Source organism: Butyricimonas sp. DFI.6.44, assembly GCF_022132345.1.
Classification (GTDB): Bacteria; Bacteroidota; Bacteroidia; order Bacteroidales; family Marinifilaceae; genus Butyricimonas; species Butyricimonas muris.
In genome coordinates, this window is record NZ_JAKNJD010000001.1 from 39,641 (window position 1) to 56,702 (window position 17,062).

At 49.8% G+C, this 17,062-nt stretch carries 27 protein-coding genes; 12 read left to right on the forward strand and 15 right to left on the reverse strand.

All coding sequences use genetic code 11. The features are described 5' to 3' along the window. Positions 1 to 54: 54 nt before the first annotated feature. The 3 genes from L0M98_RS00170 to L0M98_RS00180 are packed head-to-tail and all read left to right on the forward strand — an operon-like array spanning position 55 to position 2,414. Positions 55 to 996: a sensor histidine kinase gene (locus tag L0M98_RS00170; RefSeq protein WP_227214568.1), complete on the forward strand. Its 942-nt coding sequence runs from the start codon at positions 55 to 57 to the stop codon at positions 994 to 996. A gap of 10 nt (positions 997 to 1,006) precedes the next feature. Beyond that, a complete protein-coding gene (locus tag L0M98_RS00175; RefSeq protein WP_099292200.1) occupies positions 1,007 to 1,657 on the forward strand; it encodes a response regulator transcription factor in 651 nt (216 codons plus the stop codon). A gap of 37 nt (positions 1,658 to 1,694) precedes the next feature. Beyond that, entirely contained in the window at positions 1,695 to 2,414 is a 720-nt protein-coding gene (locus tag L0M98_RS00180) for a sugar phosphate nucleotidyltransferase (RefSeq protein WP_227214569.1), read from the forward strand. A gap of 72 nt (positions 2,415 to 2,486) precedes the next feature. Here the strand turns inward: L0M98_RS00180 and L0M98_RS00185 are convergent, their stop codons facing one another. The 3 genes from L0M98_RS00185 to rbr form a co-directional block, all read right to left on the reverse strand. Continuing rightward, positions 2,487 to 2,879, reverse strand: a complete 393-nt coding sequence (locus L0M98_RS00185) for a DUF6146 family protein (protein ID WP_099292201.1) — start codon at positions 2,877 to 2,879, stop codon at positions 2,487 to 2,489. 277 nt (positions 2,880 to 3,156) lie between these two features. Further along, complete coding sequence (locus tag L0M98_RS00190) at positions 3,157 to 3,534, reverse strand: RidA family protein (RefSeq protein ID WP_099292202.1); 378 nt, start codon at positions 3,532 to 3,534, stop codon at positions 3,157 to 3,159. Positions 3,535 to 3,694: 160 nt separating this feature from the next. After that, positions 3,695 to 4,267, reverse strand: coding sequence for a rubrerythrin (gene rbr, locus L0M98_RS00195; RefSeq protein ID WP_018336532.1), 573 nt, complete (start codon positions 4,265 to 4,267; stop codon positions 3,695 to 3,697). Between the two features lie 500 nt (positions 4,268 to 4,767). Between rbr and L0M98_RS00200 the strand changes: the two genes are divergently transcribed. The 9 genes from L0M98_RS00200 to L0M98_RS00240 all read left to right on the forward strand — a co-directional run bounded on the left by L0M98_RS00200 (position 4,768) and on the right by L0M98_RS00240 (position 8,661). Next, positions 4,768 to 5,154, forward strand: coding sequence for a hypothetical protein (locus L0M98_RS00200; RefSeq protein ID WP_009126113.1), 387 nt, complete (start codon positions 4,768 to 4,770; stop codon positions 5,152 to 5,154). 161 nt (positions 5,155 to 5,315) lie between these two features. Then, on the forward strand, positions 5,316 to 5,531 hold the full coding sequence (locus L0M98_RS00205) for a hypothetical protein (RefSeq protein WP_004291535.1): 216 nt from the start codon (positions 5,316 to 5,318) through the stop codon (positions 5,529 to 5,531). A gap of 11 nt (positions 5,532 to 5,542) precedes the next feature. Then, positions 5,543 to 5,764 (forward strand): hypothetical protein, encoded by a 222-nt coding sequence (locus L0M98_RS00210; RefSeq protein WP_004291534.1) that lies wholly within the window; start codon positions 5,543 to 5,545, stop codon positions 5,762 to 5,764. A gap of 13 nt (positions 5,765 to 5,777) precedes the next feature. Further along, positions 5,778 to 6,194, forward strand: coding sequence for a PcfK-like family protein (locus L0M98_RS00215; protein WP_004291533.1), 417 nt, complete (start codon positions 5,778 to 5,780; stop codon positions 6,192 to 6,194). Beyond that, a complete protein-coding gene (locus L0M98_RS00220; protein ID WP_227214570.1) occupies positions 6,191 to 7,522 on the forward strand; it encodes a PcfJ domain-containing protein in 1,332 nt (443 codons plus the stop codon). Before L0M98_RS00215 ends, L0M98_RS00220 begins: the two co-directional genes overlap by 4 nt. A gap of 24 nt (positions 7,523 to 7,546) precedes the next feature. Further along, on the forward strand, positions 7,547 to 7,804 hold the full coding sequence (locus L0M98_RS00225) for a hypothetical protein (RefSeq protein WP_004291531.1): 258 nt from the start codon (positions 7,547 to 7,549) through the stop codon (positions 7,802 to 7,804). A 19-nt stretch (positions 7,805 to 7,823) separates the two neighbouring features. Further along, entirely contained in the window at positions 7,824 to 8,057 is a 234-nt protein-coding gene (locus L0M98_RS00230; RefSeq protein ID WP_004304291.1) for a DUF3873 domain-containing protein, read from the forward strand. Beyond that, a complete protein-coding gene (locus tag L0M98_RS00235) occupies positions 8,054 to 8,299 on the forward strand; it encodes a DUF6956 domain-containing protein (protein ID WP_004291529.1) in 246 nt (81 codons plus the stop codon). The genes L0M98_RS00230 and L0M98_RS00235 overlap by 4 nt, the downstream gene beginning before the upstream one ends. Positions 8,300 to 8,352: 53 nt before the next feature. Beyond that, the gene (locus L0M98_RS00240) at positions 8,353 to 8,661 is read left to right on the forward strand and encodes a hypothetical protein (protein ID WP_004304290.1); all 309 of its coding nucleotides are present in this window, start codon (positions 8,353 to 8,355) and stop codon (positions 8,659 to 8,661) included. A gap of 33 nt (positions 8,662 to 8,694) precedes the next feature. On the opposite strand, the gene L0M98_RS22630 is transcribed toward L0M98_RS00240, so the two are convergent. The 12 genes from L0M98_RS22630 to L0M98_RS00295 all read right to left on the reverse strand — a co-directional run bounded on the left by L0M98_RS22630 (position 8,695) and on the right by L0M98_RS00295 (position 17,026). After that, complete coding sequence (locus L0M98_RS22630; RefSeq protein WP_004291527.1) at positions 8,695 to 9,084, reverse strand: hypothetical protein; 390 nt, start codon at positions 9,082 to 9,084, stop codon at positions 8,695 to 8,697. Between the two features lie 64 nt (positions 9,085 to 9,148). After that, the gene (locus L0M98_RS00245) at positions 9,149 to 9,676 is read right to left on the reverse strand and encodes a glycoside hydrolase family protein (RefSeq protein WP_004291526.1); all 528 of its coding nucleotides are present in this window, start codon (positions 9,674 to 9,676) and stop codon (positions 9,149 to 9,151) included. Next, entirely contained in the window at positions 9,673 to 10,176 is a 504-nt protein-coding gene (locus L0M98_RS00250; RefSeq protein WP_004291525.1) for a DUF3872 domain-containing protein, read from the reverse strand. Before L0M98_RS00250 ends, L0M98_RS00245 begins: the two co-directional genes overlap by 4 nt. Continuing rightward, complete coding sequence (locus L0M98_RS00255) at positions 10,173 to 11,075, reverse strand: toprim domain-containing protein (protein ID WP_004291524.1); 903 nt, start codon at positions 11,073 to 11,075, stop codon at positions 10,173 to 10,175. Before L0M98_RS00255 ends, L0M98_RS00250 begins: the two co-directional genes overlap by 4 nt. A 7-nt stretch (positions 11,076 to 11,082) precedes the next feature. After that, positions 11,083 to 11,658, reverse strand: coding sequence for a conjugal transfer protein TraO (locus L0M98_RS00260; protein ID WP_004291523.1), 576 nt, complete (start codon positions 11,656 to 11,658; stop codon positions 11,083 to 11,085). 2 nt (positions 11,659 to 11,660) lie between these two features. Further along, positions 11,661 to 12,647 carry a conjugative transposon protein TraN gene (gene traN, locus L0M98_RS00265; protein WP_004291522.1) on the reverse strand — a complete coding sequence of 329 codons (987 nt, stop codon included), beginning with the start codon at positions 12,645 to 12,647 and terminating at the stop codon, positions 11,661 to 11,663. Between the two features lie 34 nt (positions 12,648 to 12,681). After that, complete coding sequence (gene traM, locus L0M98_RS00270; RefSeq protein WP_004291521.1) at positions 12,682 to 14,034, reverse strand: conjugative transposon protein TraM; 1,353 nt, start codon at positions 14,032 to 14,034, stop codon at positions 12,682 to 12,684. Beyond that, entirely contained in the window at positions 14,015 to 14,302 is a 288-nt protein-coding gene (locus tag L0M98_RS00275) for a TraL conjugative transposon family protein (RefSeq protein ID WP_018697145.1), read from the reverse strand. The genes traM and L0M98_RS00275 overlap by 20 nt, the downstream gene beginning before the upstream one ends. Positions 14,303 to 14,329: 27 nt before the next feature. Next, positions 14,330 to 14,953, reverse strand: a complete 624-nt coding sequence (gene traK / locus L0M98_RS00280) for a conjugative transposon protein TraK (RefSeq protein ID WP_004291519.1) — start codon at positions 14,951 to 14,953, stop codon at positions 14,330 to 14,332. A 31-nt stretch (positions 14,954 to 14,984) separates the two neighbouring features. After that, positions 14,985 to 15,989 carry a conjugative transposon protein TraJ gene (traJ, locus tag L0M98_RS00285; RefSeq protein WP_004291518.1) on the reverse strand — a complete coding sequence of 335 codons (1,005 nt, stop codon included), beginning with the start codon at positions 15,987 to 15,989 and terminating at the stop codon, positions 14,985 to 14,987. A gap of 3 nt (positions 15,990 to 15,992) precedes the next feature. After that, entirely contained in the window at positions 15,993 to 16,622 is a 630-nt protein-coding gene (locus tag L0M98_RS00290; RefSeq protein ID WP_004304283.1) for a DUF4141 domain-containing protein, read from the reverse strand. A gap of 23 nt (positions 16,623 to 16,645) precedes the next feature. Next, entirely contained in the window at positions 16,646 to 17,026 is a 381-nt protein-coding gene (locus L0M98_RS00295; RefSeq protein ID WP_004291516.1) for a DUF3876 domain-containing protein, read from the reverse strand. Between the last annotated feature and the right edge of the window lie 36 nt (positions 17,027 to 17,062).

The following is a 17,062-nucleotide window of genomic DNA, read 5'->3' on the forward strand; positions in this document are numbered from 1 at the left end:
TGACAGATAACTTTTATCTTTTAGTTTTTAACTTTTAATTTAATATATCTCTTGGTGACACAGATCGTTGTATATTTATCGTTGTTGTTGCAGATCGTGGCGATGGGATTTGCAATCAGTTTATTTAAGCGGACAAAATTCAATGCGGCGTGGATATTGATTTCCACGGGCTTTTTTCTTATGGCGATTTACCGGGCGATAGAGTTGGTTCCGTCCATGCACCGGGGAGAATCGGAAGAGTTATACCAGACGAAAGTATGGCTGTCGTTCGTGATTTCCTTGGCATTTGCCATCGGGGCGTTTTATATACGGAAAGTATTTCAATTCCTGCGGCGTTTGGACGGGATACGGAGTGAAACGGAGAAAAGGGTTTTGTCGGCAGTGATCCGCACGGAGGAACAGGAAAGGCAACGATTTGCCAAAGAATTGCATGACGGTCTGGGACCGTTGCTGAGCGTGATAAAAATGCTGCTTTCCGGTTTTGACCAAAGTAATACCCCGGAGGTAAACGAGAAAATCAAGGTGAACCTGAAACAGGCAGTAGACGAGGCCATCGTGGGAGTTCGGGAGATATCCGCGAATATCAGTCCCCACATATTGAACAATTTCGGGCTAAAGGATGCCGTGGGGTCATTTATCAAGAAATTGCGTCCGGCCGAAGGTATCGAGATAACTTTTGAAACAAATGTAGAAAATCGCCGTTTCGCTTATAATGTCGAGGTTATCATGTATCGTGTGGTTTGCGAATTGCTCAATAACACGTTGCGCCATGCCGAAGCGAGTAAAATCAGTATTGACCTGCAATTACAAAATGATATCCTATACCTCGAATACGAGGATAACGGCATGGGATTTGACGTGAAACTGGCGGAAAGTGACGGGGGAATGGGATTGAGTAATATGCAATATCGTCTGAACTCCGGTAACGGGGATATCAAGATATTGAGCGAGCGGGGAAAGGGAATGATTGCCCGGGCTTTTATAAAATGTAAGTAGTTGTTTAAATATGGATAAATTGAGAATATATCTGGTCGACGACCACAAGTTATTTCGCGAGGGATTGAAGCTGTTGCTCTCGACGCAGGATTTCGTGCGACATATCTACGAGGCTTCGAACGGTCGGGAGTTTATCGAGAATCTCTCGTTCGTGGATTGTGACGTGGTACTCATGGATATCGAGATGCCGGGAATGAACGGGATCGAGGCGACGATCGAGGCGATGAAGATGAAGCCCGGCTTGAAAATTATCGTGCTTTCCATGTACGGGGACGAGCAATATTATTACAAAATGATCGATGCGGGAGCGAAAGGATTTTTGTTGAAAAATTCCGGTATTGATAAAGTGGTAACGGCGATTCAAAAGGTGGCGGAAGGGGAGAGTTTCTTCTCGGAAGAGTTGTTGGTGAATATCTTGAATAATATGCGGGATAATAAAAATGACGTGCCGGAAGTGGTGGATAATGACATTTCGGAACGGGAATTGGAAATATTGTACCACGTTTGTCGCGGGCTTTCCAACCAAGAGATTGCCGACGAGTTGTTTATCAGTAAACGGACGGTGGATAAACACCGTGCCAATTTGCTAAGCAAGACGGGATGCCGCAATACTGCCGCGTTAGTTATGTACGCCATAAAGAACAACATAATAGAGATCTGAAAGCTACAAGATAAATCATTAAATTTAAAATTAGTTGATGAATGGAATGATTTTCGCCGCCGGATTAGGCACACGGCTAAGACCGTTGACGGATGATCGCCCGAAGGCTTTGGTGGAATTGAACGGGAAAGCCTTGTTGGAACGGGTGATCGGGAGAATGAAAGAAGTGAAGGTCGAGCGTTTGGTGATAAACATTCATCATTTTGCCGATCAGATAAAGATCTTTCTACGCGAGCATGAGAATTTCGGAATGGATATCGTTCTATCCGAAGAGCGGGAAAAATTGCTCGATACGGGGGGAGGAGTTCTGAAAGCCCGTGATTTATTCCTTCCTGACACTCCGGTGCTGATACACAACGTGGACATATTAACCGATCTGGATTTGAATGCTTTGATTCGGCAGCACGAGGAACACGACGCGTATGCCACGTTAGTGGTGAAGCCTTGTCTGGCAGATCGGGTGTTAAAGTTTAATGGCGGTATATTGAAAGGTTGGGAGAACAAGCGGACTGGAGAACAGAAAATCGTGGACGACGGTTTTTACAGGGCGAAAGAATACAACTATTGCGGGATACAGGTGCTTAGTTCCGAATATTTACATAACATGATCCATGGGGATGTTTTCTCTATCATCGACGAACATCTGGCACAAGCAAAGAATCATCCTATCGAACTTTTTCAACATGACGGACTTGCCTTTGACCTCGGAACTCCGGAGGCGATAAAAGAGGCAAACGGGATGATTTACGATTTATGATTTACGATTTCGGATTGAAAAAAAGATATAGCCTCGTGTGGTTGAAATCTAAAATCGTAAATCTAAAATCATTTAAATGCTTCTGCTTCCCGGTATCAGTTTGATGTGATTCGTGTCCTCGAAGAATTTGAAATACATGTATAGCTTGTAATTAAAATCGAAGCCGTAGTTTTTATTCATACTATAATCGATATAACTGTTTATCCTCGGATCGCCCATGGCATAGCGCCTGTTCCATTCGATGGAGTATTGCAGATTCATGCTTTGATAATATTCGTTGCTGTGTTGGTTCGCGACGGATTGGTGAGTTGCCAGCCAATAGTCGAACCCGGAATCGAAAACGATTAATTCATATTGCGCGGAGTCTTTGATAGCGCAACGTCCCTTCTTGTTTTGGGTAATGTCTTTCTGTGAGGCACACGAGCAAAAGAAGGCAAGCACGAGAAGAAATCCGAATGTTCTCATAATCATTGTTTTTATGTGTTTATAAGTGCAGTCCAAGTTACGAAAAAAAACGGAGAAAAACAAAAATCATGACATGATCCATGTATCGCCCTCTCGTCCATAAGGTCTGAATGTCCATAATGTCATAAGGTCATAAGGTCAAATCTATCGGAATGTTTTGTTTATGATACTGTATATCATTGTGTTATTGCGTCGTGAACTTTATGGACTTTAGGATCCGGAGGCTCGACTTTATAGACATTACAGACAGGAGGTGTGTTTGACACACCTCCTTTTTTTATTTCACGGCTATCGTTTCGATCTCCACCATAGCGCCCATGGGAAGTGCTTTCACGGCGAACGCGGCACGTGCCGGGCAGTCACTCTTGTAAAATTGCGCGTATACTTCGTTCATTTCAGCGAAATAAGACATATCACCGAGTAAACAAGTTGATTTAACCACGTTGTCGAAAGTGTATCCGGCTTCTTCGAGGATATAACCGATGTTCTTCAAACATTGTTCGGTTTGCTCTTTCACGCCACCTTCCGCGAATTTACCGGTGTTCACGTCAATAGGAAGTTGTCCGCTGATATAGAGCGTTCCATTGGCTTCAATAGCTTGACTGTAAGGCCCGATTGCTTTCGGTGCTTTCGGTGAATTGATAACTTTTTTCATAATGACTTTTATTTTATTGATTTAAAAATATAATTCTATTTCCTCGACGCGAATATAACGAAAATCACCTTGTTATTTTTCTACCACGTGTAAAAATAAAAAACAGAAAGCCGGAAAAATATATCCCCGGCTTTCAGTTTTTAACTATTAACTTTTCTCGTTAATAGTTGTTCTTCTTTTCTTCAAAGTATGCTTGCGGATGAGCACATGCCGGGCATGCTTTCGGGGCGGTCTTGCCTTTATGCACGTAACCGCAGTTACGGCATTGCCACAGGATTTCTTCATCTCTCTCGAATACTTTTCCTTCTTCAACGCGAGCGAGTAAAGTTCTGTAACGAGCCTCGTGTTCAGCCTCTACTTTCGCGATATTGCGGAATACGGCAGCGATAGCGGTAAATCCTTCTTCTTCGGCTACTTTAGCAAATTCAGGGTAAAGGTCTGCCCATTCTTCGTTTTCACCTTCGGCGGCAGCTTTCAGGTTTTCAGCGGTAGTTCCGATAATTCCCGCGGGGTAAGACGCCGTGATTTCAACCATTCCGCCTTCCAAGAACTTGAAGAATCTCTTGGCGTGTTCTTTTTCTTGTTCCGCGGTTTCCATGAATACTCCGGCGATTTGCTCGAAGCCTTCTTTTTTAGCCACGCTTGCAAAGAAAGTGTAACGACTTCTGGCTTGTGATTCACCAGCAAATGATTTCAATAAGTTCTGTTCTGTTTTTGTTCCTTTAATACTCATAGTCTTATATATTAGCTGTTGTTGTATTTTCGCAGTGTGAAGTTACGAAAAGAGTGTAATTTATTGGAAATGAGCGTAGGTTAATTGCTCTTGATAGTAATAGGTTACGATTTAGTTAGTTATCTACTGCATTATCCTTCTGCGCGTTGCGTAACCTTCAAAGAACTCTTCGTATGCAAAAGTAGCTATTTAATTCGAGATTTTGATATAAACTCCCGTTTTTTATCCCCTCATTCATAAGAATTTTCCGTAAAAGCGGTATTGTCCGTCGGCACACCATTGCCCAAAACGAGTTTGGAACAAACGTGTGCCGACTACCGCATAGCTGGAGAAAAGGGCATTGCCTCACGCCTAAACGATGTTTAGACAGATGAAGCAATGCCCCTTTCTTTTGCGCCTATGCCAAGAGATGCTTTTACGGGTTTTCAAATGATTTTTCTTTTTTCGCTGTCTCTTTTGCCGGAAGCGGAAAGTGAATGCAGAGTGTGTCAGCCTGCCCCATGAATGAAACAGGCGCCCACACACAGCCGGACAAACCGGGAAGAATGATTGTTGCCACCCGGCTGAACAAGTTCCGTCGGATCGGAAACAATCATACTTCCTTTGTTGTGGTTTGCCCTTTTCACGCTTCCGGTGATGTCTTTTTCCTTTTGGTGATTCTTTTTTTTACGGATTTTCCCCTGAAGTTTTTTTCTACACAATCTGCCTCTGTTTTCGTTTACCTCCATTTTGCGCCTTTCAGTAAGCCGCATCAGTCAGTCATTTTCGTTCTGGGCGCAAAGGTAATTCCGGGATTGGACGGGAAAGCAAGGTCAAGCCTCCTGTTTTCGGTAAAAATCTCCAGCCCTGCGGGTAGTATTTTGACCGAAAAACCTTGCATTCCCTAATCCCTACCTTTTCAAGCACCCGAAACGAAAACGACCGATGCGACAGAAAGACGCATAAAAAAAATGTCGGATAAACGAGAGGCAGATAAGATAGTTTGAAACTCAACTCCCTCAGCTCTTGAATCCGCATTAAAAACAAAAAAATCAAAAACAGCGAAGATATGACGGCAACGGCAAATTTCAGACAAATGGCGCAACACATCGGGTTGGCGATATGCGGCTTGATGATGCGCACCGCCTTCGGGGTGTTCGGCATCCTTTGGGGCATCATCAGAGAGATTGTAAACGGAGTGTTCCGAGTGGCGATAGGTGTAATCGTGGCTATCCTTTCCACCATTGCCTTCTTTGGCTTCATCCTTTGGTTATTCACCCTTTAACCCTTACCGACATGGCAAAAAGAAACAGCAAGACGGCAGCGCAGCAGTGCAGATATTACGAGGTGGACAACATCTTCGTGTATATGGTGGAAACGTACATCAACGGCAATTTTGAAACTTTCCGAAGATTGTACCACGAACTGAACAAGGACGCACGGAGGGATTTCATGGACTTCCTTCTCAGCGAGGTAGAGCCGACCTATTGGAGAGAGATACTGAAACAGATAATCTAAAAATGACAGCGATATGAAAGGAACAGACCATTTCAAGAGAACGATATATATGTACTTGGAACAGCGTGCGGAGGAAGATGCGCTATTTGCAAAGAAGTACCGCAACCCTGCCAAGAACATGGACGAGTGCGTGACCCACATTCTGAACTATGTGCAGAAAAGCGGTTGCAACGGTTTCACGGACGGAGAGATATTCGGGCAAGCCATCCACTACTATGAGGAAAACGAGATAGAGGTGGGCAAACCGATGGACTGCCAAGTGGTTGTGAACCACGTTGTGAAACTCACGGCAGAGGAAAAGGCGGAGGCACGTCAGAACGCTGTCCGCAAATACCAAGAGGAGGAACTCCGCAAGTTGCAGAACCGCCACAGACCGTCAGCGAGAAAAGAAAACCAACCCCAACCCTCATTATTTGATTTAGGCTTATGAAACCGAAGACCAAGATACAGAAAGAGGTGGCAAGACTTTCCGCCAACCTTCGCCCCATATCAGCGACACAAATAGATTGGGCATACCGCCACTGCGTTGAGCATATCGGCTACCGCACCAAGAAAGGGAACATCACCTGTTCCGACTGCGGTCACGAGTGGCACAGCGACAGCGGACTATGCGACACCCTTGAAGGCTGCACCTGCCCCAAATGCCATGCCGAACTCAAAGTGCAGGACACACGCAGACGCATCTACAAGGAAACGCAGAATTTCAGCGTGATAACCACCTGCAAAGGGTATCAGGTAATCCGCGTGGCGCAGGTCAGATGCGAGAGCAGGAAAGGCGAACCGATGCGTTTCTACTGCCACGAGGTCGTGCAGCGTTGGATTTCACCCGACGGCAAGGTTACGGACATGGCGTTGCTCCGTGGCTTCCTTTTCTGCTATTGCGATGTGTGGGCATTAGGCAGCGATATGGAGGTAAGACCGCACAACAGCCTATACGATGATGTGGTGGCAAGAAGCTGTGCATATCCAAAGATGAGGATATTGCCCCAACTCAGACGTAACGGCTTCAAGGGCGATTTCCACGGCATCTCCCCCGTGCGTCTTTTCAAAGCCTTGCTTTCAGACCCAAGAATTGAAACCCTTATGAAAGGCGGTGAGATTGAGGTCATGAAACACTTTCTTTTCAATACCCGTACTGCCGATGAATGTTGGGCATCATATCTGATTGCCAAGCGTCACAAGTATCAGATAGACAACCTCTCAATGTGGTGCGACTATCTGCGTATGCTCAAAAAACTCGGTCAAGACCTCCGTAACCCGAAGAACATCTGTCCCGAAGATTTCATGGCGGCACACGACAACGCAACCCGAAAAATTGAAGCCATACACGAGAAGGAAAGAGCCGCAGAGCAACGCCGTTGGGAGATTGAAAGGCGTGAGCGTGAGCAACAGCGACAACTCCAACGAAAGAAAGATGCGGAGGATTTCATCGCCAACAAATCCAAATTCTTCGGCTTGGTAATCACGGACGAGGAAATAATCGTCAAGGTGCTTGAAAGCATAGACGAGTATTACAACGAGGGCAAGACGCAGGGCATCTGCGTGTTTGGCAGTGGATACTACAAGAAAGCCGAAACCCTCATACTATCGGCAAGGATTGGCGATGAGATTATTGAAACCGTAGAGGTGGACTTGCGAACCCTCGAAGTGGTGCAGTGCCACGGCAAGCACAACCAGGACACCGAATATCACGAGCGCATCATAGACCTTGTGAACAAGAACGCCAACCTTATCCGTGAGCGGATGAAAGCGGCATAGCATAACCCCTAAAACAACATTGATATGGAAGTAAGAATTGAAAGTATGATTTGTGTGTGGGATGATGCAATCCCCACGATGTTCCTTGAATTTGTGAACCTCCTCACTCTCACAACGAGTGAGGGGGAATTGAGAAAGAGCGTAAAGGAGTTTGCCGAGAAGCACGAACTTGACAAGTTTTTCCTTTACGGCTTCGGCTCACACCATTTCTACCTGCACCAACGCTACACAAGCAACCCCGAAATGGTGATGAAGAACAGAGTTCTGTCAGTACATTTTTAACCATCTAAAAAGCAACATTATGACAACACGAATGACCATCAACGGAGTAAGCACCTGCGCGGAAGCAGGTACGGAGAAATACGAGCGTTTCCAATCGGGTATCGGAAGACGCAGGCGGACACTTGTGCAGTACGACTACCGCCACCCCATAGACAGAGAATTGTTCTCTTGTGTCAAACCCACGTTGGACGAGTGCCGAGCCGCACGGGACAAGTGGCTGAACGCAAAGAAGGGAAAGGAGGACAGACTATGAACACGACCTATCAAACGCTGATAGTCAAGTTCAGCGAACCTATCACGGCATTGGACGGTATCTTTGACGATACCGGAGCGTGGGGAACGGACACCCTCAAGGGGTGGATAGATGATTACGAAAGCACACGTTTCACCGCCACCGACAGCCATACGGCAGTCATCACGAGCGAGTACAATATGGAATGTGTGAAAGAGTGGCTACAACGGCAGACCCCCATTTCCGAAATGCGAGAATTTTGAACGGGATGGCGGTGTCCGCACCGCCAATACTTAAAACCCTAAAAACAAAAGATATGATAGCCAAGACGATATTACAGCAGATAGGCGGAAAACGCTTCACCGCCATGACAGGTAGCCGTGATTTCATAGATATGGGCAACGGCTTACGGATGAGCCTTGCAAGGAACAAAACAAGTGCCAACCGCCTTGACATCATCTATGACGAAGGGGCAGACCTCTACAATATGCGCTTCTACCGCAGGACGTTCAGCAAAAAGACCTTTGAGTGCAAGACAAAGGACATTGCCGTACACGAGGGTATCTATTTTGATATGCTGGAGGAAATGTTCACGATGGTGACGGGACTTTACACACGCTTTTGAGTGGCGGGGCGGCGAGAGCCGCCCTACTTTCTTTCAGTGAGCATGATGGCGGACAAAGAAAGTAGCAAAGAAACCTTTGTCCAATCTGCGATAACTAAAAAATCCGCAAGTAAAACTTGCGGAGGCTATATATTGGGTCGTTATTTTTTGGTGGAGGGGAATGATAATCTCGAACCGTTGAACTACACATTTCTGCTTCGTCTCCATTTCCCCCAACGATTTGATACGTTCAATCATTTTTGTTGTTCCTTTCTGAATTTTCCTAAATACTTTCTTCATAATTTCGCTATACTTTTTATGGTTAATAACTATGTTTTGTATTGCTCTCACAACACTTACAACTTGAAGTGTTATTTGGAAACCGATAGGCAAAAATGGCTCAACGATGTCAATTAACGAGAAAATCCTACGATAATCTATCAAGTGATAGAGCAAAAGACGTGCCAAGTTAAATATGGCACGTCTTTTGCCAGTTTTGTCAGTCCTTTTATGGGATATACAACAGCGCAAACTCCGCCTTTCTCCGTTTGAGCAGCATGGCGTGGCGTTTTCCTTTGTAGTTGCAGAAGGCTATATACTCACGGTAGATGTTCCTGTCACCAGCTTCCAGCTTCTTGATTAAGGTGCTTTTGGGGATTGTTTTGCTGCCTAACAGCTTCGCCGGTCCCACATTGTAAGCTAACGTGCCAAGCAAAATCGAATCAACCCCGAATTTACGGAACATGGCGACAAATTTGCGCAGGTCTTTCCGCAAAAGTTCATCCGCATCCCGTTTTGTCATGGTTCGTGCCGAATACTTCTCGTTTGGCAAAAGTTTGTGACCCCAACCGACGTATGGGTAGTGTTTTTCTGAGTGCCAGCCTTCAAAGTAGCGGCAGCATAAAAAAGCACGTTCCATAAGCGGCAGTCGGTAGATTGCCGCCTGCCCGTCCGTTCCCTCTTGGCGGCTGATCTGCGCGGACACAGAACAGACCGTCAGAAGTGAACAGAGCATTGTCATGAATACACGCATCATTTCAACAAGGGGCTGAAGTTGCCGATGGGAACGATGGTAAGATCGTCGTCCTTTACATTCCTGTTGTTGAAGTCAAATTCCAGTTCGTAGGAGTTGCTAAAGTTATCCTCCACCACCACGATGAAATTATGCGCCTCATCACCCGCCGCCGTGTAGTACAGGCGGAATTTTTCGTTCTCCAGCAGGTAGCGGTCGTTAGGCAGGAAGGTGATGCCGTTATCCATTTTGAGCGAGCCTTCCCCCTCGAACTGGAAATAGCGGATGGTATAGAGCGTACCCGAAAAGTCGCCCTCCTTTTTCAGTTCACAGCGGATTTCCACTGTCTGCCCCTTTACTACCTTGTTCGGCACGGGCATGACCTCCACCGTGAAGGGATAGGACTGCTGGATGTCCATGTCATCGTCACATGACACGAGGGTGAATGACATGGCGGCTATCAGGCATAACGCCACTGCCTTGAATATTGATGTTCTCTTGTTTCTGTTGTTCAGTATGTTCATTGTTCTTCGATTTTTAGATGGTTGTTTTTCTGTTTTTTCGTTGTCAGTTGCAGGTACTCGTTCAAGTCCTTGCAACCGTCATAGAGGGAGGAACGGTCGGTGACACGTTCCCCGTATCGCATGGTAAGTGCGGCAAGCGTCCGCCGTCCGGCTTCGTCACGGTCGAGGAAGCAGCCGATGCGCCCGTATCCGTCCAGCAATCCCGCCGCCTTCTCCACGTTGGCGACTGAGTTCAGCACAAGACAGTCAGCGTTACCGGTTACACCAAGCGTCACGGCAGAGAGAAAGTCCATGAAGCCCTCGAACACGAGGCACTCGTCAGCCGGGATGTCATTCGCCTTTACCAGTGATACAGACTTCGGAGGTATGCAACCCTTGAAATATCGGCTTCTGACTTCATAGCCACCTGCCATGTTCGGAAAGCCAACGGCAAAATACCGTTTCCCACGCACACCGTAGTTCAAGCGGCAGCAGTGACGGGATGCGATGGCGTAAGGGATGCCCCGTTCCTCTAAATACTCCGTCAGCAGTGAGCGGAGCAGCGGAGCGACCTCCACATCCTCAAAAACGGATTCGGTCGGCTTCGAGAGATAGACGGGCTTTTCCCATCCGGCAACCGTCATATTGGCGGCTTCCGCTATGAACTTCGCTTGCTTCATGAAGTCATCGCTTTGCAGAAACTCCCCGGCAAGCGTGAAGATGTCGCCGCCCTTGCCCAAACCGAAGTCGTACCAGAGCTGTTTCGCCACGTTCACACGGAAAGAGGATGTGCGCTCGCCCCTGTACGGGGCAAGATACCACAGCTCGTTACCGCTCCTTCTGACAGGCTCATGCCCCAGCCGTGCGAGAAAATCCGCAAGCGGCATCCTTCTGACAGCATCTATTTCCGTCCTTTCCATGCCCGTGTCAGTTGATGATGAACTTGATACCGACCCCGAACTGCGTGTGGAACTTCCGTGTGTCGCCACCCCAAAGGCAACGCTCCCGCAGGTTGGCAAGCAGGGCGATACGGTCTGCCACGTAACACTCCACATCGAGCGTCAGCGCACCGCCGTAGATGAAGGCGTCCCGGTCGTGCAGCGTGGAGCCGTCATGCAGCACCTTCTTCCCCCAATTTACCGCCTCATATCCGGCGAGAGCCGAAGCCCCGGCATAGACGAAAACAATCTTTCGGGCGTCCGACAGTATCTTGAAGTAATAGCCGCCCTCCGCCGTGAACTGCGCCACGGGTATCTTGGTGTCCTTGTAGGGATTGTTCTTCAACAGGTATTCGCCACCGAACACCCACTTGTTCCCCTTCTTCGTGTAGGTGGAGAGAGCCGCCCCGAAGCTGTACCCGCCGTCCTTGCCGCCGAGATTGAAGCCGTCCGCCATGTCCGCCCTCACCTCGATGCCCTGCATCTTCGGCAGACACCGCTGGGCGTGCGCCTGCCCTGTAAAAAGGGCAAGCGACGCGATGATTATTGCGATGTACTTTCTCATGGTCAGCGTACTTGAAGTTCGTTGATGGTACCCGCGCGTACCAAATCCTCGTTCTCAATCACGAAGGACTGGTGACGGCCGCCGTTCTTCTCGTTCAATTCCACCACGAGGCACTTGTCATCGGGGATGGTGAACTTCGCCATCGTGAAGACCGTGCGCTCGCTCTTTTTGCCCGGCACGAGGGTGGCGTAGTTCTGCGCGCGGAGCGGCAGAATAATCTGCTCCTGCACGGCAGTACGCTTCGCAACCTTCTTGTCCACGATTTTCCAAGTGATGTAGTCCACATCGAAAGGCACGTTGCTCTGGTTCTTTATCTCCGTGTGGAAATAAAGCAAGCCGTTGTGCGTGTAGATGCCTTTCAACAGGTATTGGATGCCGAAACGCTTGCAGCCGATATGCTTCACCTCGCGCTTGTTCTGTTTGTGGATGGACTTCATGATAAGGCGCACCAGCATCGGGCTTTCGCTGCCCAGCTCTTTCAGATAGATTTCCTGCGCGTTGTTCGGGCGGTTCACCGTGCTGCCGTCATGGATGAAGTCGCACATCTCCACGTTGAGCAACAGCGGTTCGGCGGCGTACTTCACGTTGAAGGTGTAGAAACTGCCGTCCTCCGTGATGACGGACATATTCGTTTCGTTGGGAAAATTCCTTACGGTAGCCTTCACACGGATGATGTTCTCCGCTCCGTCGGCTTTCCCGGCAATCAGGTCGGGCGAGCCTAAATCGACATAGCGCACCTCCGCCGGAAAAATGACGTGGACGGTCTTGTCGTAGGTCACTTCCAGACCGTGCGGCGGTATCATGCGGTCGAAGGTCAGCTTGCGTGACAGCCCGTGATATAGGTCGCCGTCCGCCTCCTTCTGCGGATAGACCTCCTTCGTCAAGGTCGGTTGTTCACTTCCGTTGGTCGTTTCAACGGTTACATTCTCCTGCGCGTTGGCAGTTATGATGCCCATAGCGAGGGCAAACATGATGATTACTTTTCTCATTACTTTTGGATTTTAGTGGTAATTTTTATTGTTTTCAATATTTTTCTTGGTAAAGCATGACCCTGTACCCGGCTTTCAGATGCACCTTGACGGTTCGCATCTTTTTGGCGATGTACTGGCTCGTGCCTTGTATCAGCCCCTTGCCCAAGTCGGAGGCGAGCTGCGCCCCGGCATTGGTGGAGATGTTGATGCTGCTTCCCAGCGAGCCGCCCATGTTGGCGGCGACCTCCCGGACGGCGTTCATCTCCATCGAGTTCGGGATGAAGATGCCGGGCTGTCCGTCCGTGTCATAGACCGCAAGCTCCACGGGGATAATCGTGCCGTCGTATTCCAGCGAGGTAATCTCGATGTCGAGCCGCTCACCCTGTATCTTGCCCGTGCCGACCACCACCGCACCCCGGGGTATTGTCCTGCCTGCCACCGCCATAGGCTCCAGCAGGCGCAGCCTTACCGTCTGCCCGTCCGTCACGCTCTGCGCCCCATGCACGCACGCCGGTATGGTGTTCCTGTCCAATACCTCCGCCGTGCCGACAGCCGTGTTGAAACCCCGGTTGCGTTCCTGCGATAAGGCGGCGACAAACTCCGCGTTACTCATAGGCTGTGAGAGTGAAGAAACTACTTGATGCTCCACCTGTCTGATAGGCATTGCCTTGTTCTTCTTCCCTTTCTGCACGGTAGTTGGCTCTGCCCTCTGTTCCGCCGATGGCTGTCCTCCGTTCTGACCGCCCATGTACTTTGCCGCCAGCTCGTAGGACTTCTCCATAAGAGCCACCTGCTCGTCCATAGAGGAAGCCTTGCCCCTCTCGCTTTCCAGTTCCGACTCCAGCGATGCGATGCGCTCCAACAATTCGTCCATCTCCGCATTGTCGTTTTTCGGCTGGTCGTAGAAGTTTCCGAGCGTGGCGTTCAGGTCACGGTAGGCGGCTGCGGAGGACTGGATGGTCTGCGGCGTGGCTGGCTTTGCCCTTTCTTCCTTGCCGCCCGGATTGGCGAGGTCGAAGTCCACTCCGTTCTCCGTTCCCGCTATCTCGCGGTCGAACATGTCGCCCAGCTGCCCGATGGCACGGTTGCGGCTCTCCTGACGCTCTTCCATCTCCCCATGCTCGTAGGCTTTCAGCTTGTCGCCGATAATCTGCCGGTTCGCCTTGTCAGCGTCGGGCATCTCGGTGTTGTATCCGTCCGTTCCCGGCGGTTGCTCCTTGCCGGAGGACGGGGCGAATATCAGCCACATCGCCCCGATGAACACCAACACCATAGCGGGCAGCACGATCATCTTCTGCCGTTTCAGCCGTTGCGCCTCTGTCAGCGGTTCGCGCTCCTTTTTCGGTTTCCCCGTTTCGGGAGCAGCTTTGTTCTCTTTCGTCGGTTCATTCTTTGTCTGTTCCATATAAATAAGGTGTTAAGTGATTGCCTGTTTCCGCCGGGGTCGGCAGTTCCACCCGTCCGGCGTGTCCCGTTTCCATATGTGAGCCGTCGTTCCTGCCGATGTCATAGACGGCTCTGCCGAAGGTGTAAAGGGCAAGCACCGCGAAGGCGGCGAACATCCCCAGCACGATGCGGCGGCGTGTTTCCGGCGGCAAGCCGTCCAGATACCCTTTGAGACTTGCCGCCAAGCGTTTCCGTTTGTCGTGGAGTTTCCAATACATGCCCCACATTGATTTTCTGATACTTTTCATGTCCTGTTACCGTTTGATAGTCTGTAAATCCTTGTTCTCAATGATGGTGAAACCCTCGATGGTAAAACCGTTCGGGTTGTCATCCGACCGCGATGCGTTCAGCAGGCGGCAGGTGGTCACGAGGCTGCGCTCGGTGACGTTGCTCTGCCGGATGATTTTCTGTGTGGCGTAGGTCACGGCACGGTAGGGATAGGCGTTGAAGTCGCACACCACGCTGTCCACCTTCAGCACTTGGTTGATGTTCCCGGCGATGATGCGGTTGTAGTACCCCTTCTCCGCGAAGTCCGAATAATAGTGGTACACGCTCTTGTCCGCCAGCAGCAAGGCACGTTTCACGTTGTGTTCAATCGCGCTTTTTTCAGGTGATAGCGTGAAGAACATCTCGTGGAAACGGCGCACATGTTCCCGTGCCTCCGCCGGGCGGTTCTGCGACAAATCCTGAGACAAGGCGAGCATCAGGCTCTTGCCGTTGTCCAGCACATAGATTTTCTCCCGTTGCTTCTCTGCGAAACGGTAGGAGTTCCACACGCTCCACACCGTCACCACGGCGCACAGCGAGAGGAAGACGATACCGAACAGGCGTATCTGCCTGAACGACGATTCGATGTTTCTAAGTGATTTGAATTCCATTTATATTTTCCAATTTATGATTGCACATTGATTATTTCAGCAATTTGCCGACACGTCCGACTGCGTTTCCTGCGGCTGCACCCGCCACGCTGCCCGCCATGCTTCCGGCTCGTCCCGCCATCTGGTTCACGTTGCGACCGTAACCGCCCATGCCTCCGGCTTGGATAATCCAGCCCGCAACGGTGGGAATGGTAAAGTAGCCGATGATGCCGATGCAGAGGAATACGATATACACCCCGTCGCTCGAATCCAGCGAGAAGTTCGGGTCTGCCTGCATCCGCTCGATGTCGTTTTGCAGCATCAGAACCTGTATCTTCGCCAGTATGGTGCTGAACATGTCCGATACCGGTAGCCACAGATAGACCTGTATATAGCGGCATATCCACTGCGTGAGCGTGTTTTGGAAACCGTCCCATACCGACAGGGCGAAGGCTATCGGACCGAGAATCGCCAGCACCACGAGAAAGAAGGTGCGGACGGTGTCTATCACGAGGGCGGCGGCTTGGAACAGCAGTTCGAGTATCTCGCGGAAGAAGTCGCGGATGCTCTTCTTCATGTTGTACATTCCCCGGTCGATATACATTCCCGCCATCGTCACCATGTCGGAGGGCGACCAGCCGAGTTCCTCCAGTTGCTTGTCAAATTCCTCGTTGGACACGAGGTAGGCGGTTTCGGGGTTGCGTACCATCGCCTCGTATTCCAGTTTGTCCTTCTGCTCCCGGTATCGGTTCATGTCCAGCGTTTCCGCCTCCAGCATCTTTGCCGTGCCCTGTACGACGGGTGAGAGGATGCTGTTTATCGTGCCCAGCACCACAGTCGGGAAGAACATGATGCACAGACCGATGGCAAAAGGACGGAGCATCGGGAATACGTCTATCGGTTCAGCTCTCGCCAGCGACTGCCATACCCGGTAGGCGACGTAGAACAGCGCACCCAGCCCGGCGATGCCTTTCGCCACACCAGCCATGTCCCCACACAGCGGCATCATCTGCTCATAAAGTGAACGTAAAATCTGATGAAGGTTGTCGAACTTCATAGGCTACCAGTATCTTTCGTTCATGTTCCCGTACAGCCCCATGATGCGGTCGAGGTCGTTCTTCTTTTTCGCACGCAGGTAACTCACGGAGATGTTCTTGTTCGTGTAGTAGCTCACGAGGTTGCGGTAACGCTTCATCTTCGAGTGGCAGCGTTCCACCACGTCCATGCGCTCCTTGTCGGTCATGGAGAGCGTGGTGATGTTCACCACGTTCCTGAGTTCCGTCAACACTTCGTTGCTTTCCTCCAGCAGTTTCGTGTAGCCGAAAGCGATTGCGGAAAGCTCTTCGGGTCTGAAATTCCCGTCACGGAGCATCCGTTGGAAACTGTTCACATAGATGTCTGTGATGTCGCCCACCATCAGGATGGTCTGCTGCACCTTGCGGGCGTCCTTGACCAGATTGTTCACCGATTTGAGGGCATCGTAATACTTCTTGCCCTGCTGATAGATTTTCACCGTCTCCTGAAAGTTGCTCACCATGTTCGTGGCGGTCTTGGAGGTATGGATGATGTTTTTGGAGGCATTGATGATGCCCTGCGCTAGATTGCCCGGATCGCTTACGACCCACTGTGCGCTTGCCCTGCCCGCGAAAAGCAGGCACAGGCAGATAATCATTGTTATTCTTGTTCTCATGTTACTTTGGATTTTAGTGGTTGTTATTCTTCGGTCGGATGTCCCGGCTGCGGCTTCACCCGCACATAGTCCCCGTTTGGCGAGAAAGTCAGCACATCCGTGGCCTCGTTGTAGGACACGTCGATGCGGAAGCCGGTGTTCATGAACAGGTTGCCGTTCTCCTCCTGCAAGAGATAGGTTTCCGGCTTGAGCTTGCGGCGCAGACCGCTACGACGGAACACCGTCACTTTGTAGGCTTCGCCCTCCTTGTAGATAAGCACGTCAGGTTTTCCCTCCACGCTCTCCCAGTTCCCGCACAGCATGTCGCGGCGGTTGTCGGCCACGTCGCAGGATTGCAGCATCATGACCGCCAATCCGATAAGGCACTTGCTGACTTGCAGCATTTTCACTTTTGGTAAATTCATACGCGTTTTTCTTTTTTGGTTGATACATTCTGTTTT

What these genes read in the sequence shown, in the direction of transcription:
- L0M98_RS00295 (WP_004291516.1), bottom strand. Translation starts at nt 17,026, where the DNA reads ATGAATTTACCAAAAGTGAAAATGCTGCAAGTCAGCAAGTGCCTTATC.
- traK (WP_004291519.1), bottom strand. Translation starts at nt 14,953, where the DNA reads ATGGAATTCAAATCACTTAGAAACATCGAATCGTCGTTCAGGCAGATA.
- L0M98_RS00210 (WP_004291534.1), top strand. Translation starts at nt 5,543, where the DNA reads ATGGCAAAAAGAAACAGCAAGACGGCAGCGCAGCAGTGCAGATATTAC.
- L0M98_RS00200 (WP_009126113.1), top strand. Translation starts at nt 4,768, where the DNA reads ATGAATGAAACAGGCGCCCACACACAGCCGGACAAACCGGGAAGAATG.
- traJ (WP_004291518.1), bottom strand. Translation starts at nt 15,989, where the DNA reads ATGAAGTTCGACAACCTTCATCAGATTTTACGTTCACTTTATGAGCAG.
- L0M98_RS00215 (WP_004291533.1), top strand. Translation starts at nt 5,778, where the DNA reads ATGAAAGGAACAGACCATTTCAAGAGAACGATATATATGTACTTGGAA.
- L0M98_RS00185 (WP_099292201.1), bottom strand. Translation starts at nt 2,879, where the DNA reads ATGAGAACATTCGGATTTCTTCTCGTGCTTGCCTTCTTTTGCTCGTGT.
- L0M98_RS00250 (WP_004291525.1), bottom strand. Translation starts at nt 10,176, where the DNA reads ATGAACATACTGAACAACAGAAACAAGAGAACATCAATATTCAAGGCA.
- L0M98_RS00260 (WP_004291523.1), bottom strand. Translation starts at nt 11,658, where the DNA reads ATGAGAAAGTACATCGCAATAATCATCGCGTCGCTTGCCCTTTTTACA.
- L0M98_RS00180 (WP_227214569.1), top strand. Translation starts at nt 1,695, where the DNA reads ATGAATGGAATGATTTTCGCCGCCGGATTAGGCACACGGCTAAGACCG.
- rbr (WP_018336532.1), bottom strand. Translation starts at nt 4,267, where the DNA reads ATGAGTATTAAAGGAACAAAAACAGAACAGAACTTATTGAAATCATTT.
- L0M98_RS00175 (WP_099292200.1), top strand. Translation starts at nt 1,007, where the DNA reads ATGGATAAATTGAGAATATATCTGGTCGACGACCACAAGTTATTTCGC.
- L0M98_RS00225 (WP_004291531.1), top strand. Translation starts at nt 7,547, where the DNA reads ATGGAAGTAAGAATTGAAAGTATGATTTGTGTGTGGGATGATGCAATC.
- L0M98_RS00230 (WP_004304291.1), top strand. Translation starts at nt 7,824, where the DNA reads ATGACAACACGAATGACCATCAACGGAGTAAGCACCTGCGCGGAAGCA.
- L0M98_RS00290 (WP_004304283.1), bottom strand. Translation starts at nt 16,622, where the DNA reads ATGAGAACAAGAATAACAATGATTATCTGCCTGTGCCTGCTTTTCGCG.
- L0M98_RS00205 (WP_004291535.1), top strand. Translation starts at nt 5,316, where the DNA reads ATGACGGCAACGGCAAATTTCAGACAAATGGCGCAACACATCGGGTTG.
- L0M98_RS00190 (WP_099292202.1), bottom strand. Translation starts at nt 3,534, where the DNA reads ATGAAAAAAGTTATCAATTCACCGAAAGCACCGAAAGCAATCGGGCCT.
- traN (WP_004291522.1), bottom strand. Translation starts at nt 12,647, where the DNA reads ATGAGAAAAGTAATCATCATGTTTGCCCTCGCTATGGGCATCATAACT.
- L0M98_RS00240 (WP_004304290.1), top strand. Translation starts at nt 8,353, where the DNA reads ATGATAGCCAAGACGATATTACAGCAGATAGGCGGAAAACGCTTCACC.
- L0M98_RS00235 (WP_004291529.1), top strand. Translation starts at nt 8,054, where the DNA reads ATGAACACGACCTATCAAACGCTGATAGTCAAGTTCAGCGAACCTATC.
- traM (WP_004291521.1), bottom strand. Translation starts at nt 14,034, where the DNA reads ATGGAACAGACAAAGAATGAACCGACGAAAGAGAACAAAGCTGCTCCC.
- L0M98_RS00255 (WP_004291524.1), bottom strand. Translation starts at nt 11,075, where the DNA reads ATGGAAAGGACGGAAATAGATGCTGTCAGAAGGATGCCGCTTGCGGAT.
- L0M98_RS00245 (WP_004291526.1), bottom strand. Translation starts at nt 9,676, where the DNA reads ATGATGCGTGTATTCATGACAATGCTCTGTTCACTTCTGACGGTCTGT.
- L0M98_RS00220 (WP_227214570.1), top strand. Translation starts at nt 6,191, where the DNA reads ATGAAACCGAAGACCAAGATACAGAAAGAGGTGGCAAGACTTTCCGCC.
- L0M98_RS00275 (WP_018697145.1), bottom strand. Translation starts at nt 14,302, where the DNA reads ATGTGGGGCATGTATTGGAAACTCCACGACAAACGGAAACGCTTGGCG.